The organism is Collinsella sp. AM10-26 (assembly GCF_003472525.1).
Lineage (GTDB): Bacteria > Actinomycetota > Coriobacteriia > Coriobacteriales > Coriobacteriaceae > Collinsella.
Genome location: NZ_QRMC01000016.1, coordinates 1 through 4,263 on the forward strand (window position 1 = coordinate 1; position 4,263 = coordinate 4,263).

2 protein-coding genes are annotated in these 4,263 nt (G+C 45.2%); one reads left to right on the top strand and one right to left on the bottom strand.

Annotated elements, in window-relative coordinates; all coding sequences use genetic code 11:
• The first annotated feature begins 787 nt into the window (after positions 1-787).
• On the top strand, positions 788-2,413 hold the full coding sequence (locus DW123_RS09395) for a reverse transcriptase domain-containing protein (protein WP_158570754.1): 1,626 nt from the start codon (positions 788-790) through the stop codon (positions 2,411-2,413).
• 375 nt (positions 2,414-2,788) lie between these two features.
• Here the strand turns inward: DW123_RS09395 and DW123_RS09400 are convergent, their stop codons facing one another.
• The gene (locus DW123_RS09400) at positions 2,789-3,790 is read right to left on the bottom strand and encodes a DUF3644 domain-containing protein (protein ID WP_118273752.1); all 1,002 of its coding nucleotides are present in this window, start codon (positions 3,788-3,790) and stop codon (positions 2,789-2,791) included.
• Between the last annotated feature and the right edge of the window lie 473 nt (positions 3,791-4,263).

Below are 4,263 nucleotides of genomic sequence, written 5' to 3' on the forward strand. Positions count from 1 at the left end.
CGCTGAAACCCGCGGCCGCGACAACCAAGACAACAACGACAGTAACCAAGACCACGGTCGCCAAGGCCTCAAAGCCCAAAACCGCAACCGTGGCTTCCACGTCTCTCCCCAAGACCAGCGACAATAATTGGATCGCCGCTTCCTTTACACTTTTCCTGCTGGGGACAGTGCTCCTAGCCGCCACATATCGCTGTTGAAACACTATTTTGTGTTTGTTCGCAAAGGTACCACTGATTATTGAGTAACGATGCCACCAATATTGCGTTTAGCACCGGGGTCGACATAGTCCCGGGTGCCTTATTTTAACCCGCGATCCGCCCGCGGAGCCGCCGCATGTCGACCTTGCACATGTCGACCTTGACCGCGTTGTGTAAGATTCCGCCCGTGATTGCATCCGAATGGACCCCGCCGCAGAATCATGAGCTCCACCCGCTCTTCATGAGCAGGCTGCAGAAGACCGATGAAGATGCGTCTCACCTCGGCTCCAATAGTTCAAACAGCTTCGACCGTCATTTTAGTTACGAACGATGTTCAGTTGTCAATGCAGCTAGCACCTTCTGCCTTAGGGGCCATCCCCATATTCTAGGCTCCGGTTCCGACACAGTTACCTTATTTTGAATTTGCATCAAATGGATGACTGGTAGAATACTCTTCATAGCCGGTTCGAATTAGCGTTTGCGTATCGCAATCGGATATGTGTTGTTTGCACATTATATTCTGTTACGTGTCTATCAAGTACGACTCTACGGAGGAACCGGCTATTAACTCTAACTCTAAGGATAATCTGATGCTCAACGAGCTGCAGTCGAAGACCGACCTGGCAGGATTTCTTGGCCTGTCTTTAGAAAAGCTTGACTTCTTTGTCAATCCATCTTCCATGTATGACCTATACAGATATAAATTGATTCCAAAAAGAAATGGGGGTTATCGAGAGCTGTTAATCCCAAGATCCGATTTAAAAAAGGTGCAAAGAATAATCTCTAAAGAGCTCGAAAAGAGCTACAGCCCTTTGCCTTGCGTGCACGGTTTCGTAAAAGGTCGGTCAATACGAACAAATGCGGAAACTCATATTGGATCACAAGTAATTGCTGGTATTGATATTAAGGATTTCTTTCCCTCAATCTCCTCTAAACGGGTATACGGCCTTCTTGTTTCAAAGAAATTGGGCCTCGCCTCTGAAGTTGCATTCTATGTTTCTAGACTTGTCGCCACACCAAAAGGGCTCCCTCAGGGAGCTCCTTCATCTCCTTTAATTTCGAACATGATTTGCCTTGGCATGGACAAACAACTCATGCATCTATCGCATGAGTATCATTATCAATACACGCGATACGCCGATGACTTAACGTTCTCTTTTAATAGCTCTTTCTATTTTTATCGACACTTTTGTTCAGATGAAAAGCTCAGGTTGCCCAACAAATTACGAAACGCAATCACCGACTTCCACGGAACTGAGTCGTTTGAGATCAACGAAAATAAATCTTTTTACAGCTGCAGTTATTCAAGACAACTAGTCACGGGCGTCGTATGTAATCAAAAGACAAATATAAAGCGCGAGCAATATCGGCGACTCCGTTCAACGCTCCATCGACTAAGCAATGGCGACATTGAAGGCGCGATGGGCTGCTATTACGGTAAAACTATCGCCAAACTTACTGATGCAGAAAGAGGGATGTTTGAAGCGTCTCTTCGCGGAAGTCTTGATTTTTACAAGTCTCTGATTAAGGACCCCTGGACATCAGGACCACTTATGCGTTTGGGCAGTTTGTACAACAAAACGAAACCAGAAGAAATGCCTACTTTCCCAGTCGCACTTCAACAAGACTCACTTCTTTATCTCGAAGGAGATGATGGCGAAGAAAACTCATTTGAGGGTCTCGGGTTTTATTTGCCTGGCTATGGTCTTGTTACGGCATGGCATGTGATATGCGATGCCGTTTCCCATGATAAAACTAGCAAGGAAATTAAATTATTCAGCTCGGATAAGACGCCGCTTGCAATATTTAGGTTTGGGAATGAGGTAGTTCAGGACAACAAACACGATGCCGCAATATTACAAGATGTTCCTCCTGCGATCTTAAAGAACATTCCCCTTCTTCCATCAAATATGGATTTGCTTACCAAGGGCGACAGGATTTCTGCTTACCAACACCATTTTTCCGAATCTAGATTCAGCTTTGAACTACACAGCGGAGATTTGCTCAGGGTCGGGGAACCAAGTGAAGAGGGCACACTTTGTTATACGAATTGCTCATTTCGGCATGGAATGAGTGGTGGGCCAGTGTTTAATGATTTGGGCCAGGTCGTTGGCATAGTACATACTGCAACTGAACATGGACAACTTGGATCATTTCTCCCTTTAAAGGATTGTATCCGCTCAACTGAAGTCTATGGAAGGTGGCTCCTCTTCTAACTAGGACATGTAATAAGTTCCTGCATTACGGCTTATAAAAATCAATCAGGCCTCGCTCAACAGTAGGATAAGATTTCGGCCAATAGATGCTCATTCGAAGAATAGCAATTGGTGAATATCATACAGGGGGCCAAGTCTCAAGCCCTGATAGGGAGTGTGGCCGTTAAGCGCATTGATTCTTAATCCGATCAGCAGCGCCCCTATTTGATATTTTTTAGATTTAGCGTATGAATGCTAATCATATTTGGGATAATAAAGTTACAACCTTAGTAAGGGTTGACTTGGGAAGGGTAAAAGCTGGGTTCCCGAATGGGAGTAGATCCTTTGGATTTAGAATTCCTTTGCTCCTGGGGTCATCCCTTACTAAGGCTGTTTTTATTTGTGCGTAGCCTTTAATCTCAAATCTTCAATGATTCCATCCGGATTTTGTTTAACCAGCTCATAGATATCATCGATTGCTTGCTGTGAATAGGCATACCTCGGTTGTTCGCCTTTCATCGAAGTATTAATTGAATAGCGAGGATCATCCTTCATTCCATACATCTTTATGAACAGGTTAAAGACCCAGCTGTTGAATTCTTGGGGACAGCCGTTTCTTTTTAGCTGGATGTTGTTTGCACTGAGCTTGCGCTGAATTTCTTCAACTACATAATTCGTTCGATAGGGATATTTATCTTCGGGCTTAACAAGCTGCTTGATGATAGAAACCGGCGCATTTCCATTTTTGTCAATACGAACACTCAAGTCCGCATCTTTCTTTTTGGTTAGACGAAGTTCCGTTGTATAGGTATGTGCATATCGGCGATTGCCCTCTTCATCCGCCGAGGTCAGCACGCCGCTTCTGGCATCGATCATTCGACTTATGACTTCCGGAGAGTAGCGCGCGCGACATTCCTCAATCGTTGCATCTGAACGTCTTACCGAAAGCACGAGATAGTTTTCCGGGATGCGGTCGCTTATCTCAATCCCCATGAGCTCGCGAGCTTTTTCATCGTAATTCTCGACGCACGCTTGCAGGATGGGAGCGTAAATTCCTTCATACTCTTGAACAACGAAATGGGTGCTAGTATTTCGCAAATCTATTACTTTGCTCAAATTTCGCCGCAAGGGATCTTTATCGTTGGTGAAAACCTTTTTAACACAGTCTTCTAGGGACAAGGTTCGATCGGCTTTGTCTGAATAGTAAATGGCCCTGTTGCCGTCACGCTGAACGAGATATGCTTTCAGGAGCAATTCCCATGCGTTGCAAAGAAAGAAAGCACATCCTTCAACTCTATATTTGAGGGTCGGCCTGTTATAAAGCTCGATTGACAAAATAAAAGCTTCTTGCGATTTATCACAAAGACGTTGGACGGTTAACGAATCGATATTATTCATCTTGTTCCAATCGGCAGCGCTTGTACAAGACAAGTGTAGCGCAATTACGAACATAAGATCGTCTTATATCGAATTTGCTGGTAGTTGTACAGGCGATGATGCGTTAATTTATAGTTCCAAGGACTGTAACTTGACCTGTCGATTCAACGGTGTCCTCGGCATTCGGCATCCATTCTGCAGTCGTGCAGCTTCCTACATCCACTTCGGTGTTTTGCGCCCCTCCCTTTCACCGATTGGCAAAACGATTTACACCTAATTGTTGGCAGAGCTCAGAGGCATTTTCTTTGTTTACGGCCTGATCTCGCTAAACTAATAGCTGCTGCTACCAGGGCATTTTCTGGTGCACATTCTATTGGCTCTGCGAAGATCGGAGCGGGTATGTTTGCTGCCGAGTCCTACACCAGCCTTCATTACATTGCGATTGTTGCCATGGCCTGCCTATGCGTTTTGCTGGGCGGGCCTTCTTATGCCGC

Excerpts from the sequence above, each read along its gene's own strand:
- DW123_RS09395 (WP_158570754.1), top strand. The coding sequence starts at position 788 with ATGCTCAACGAGCTGCAGTCGAAGACCGACCTGGCAGGATTTCTTGGC.
- DW123_RS09400 (WP_118273752.1), bottom strand. The coding sequence starts at position 3,790 with ATGAATAATATCGATTCGTTAACCGTCCAACGTCTTTGTGATAAATCG.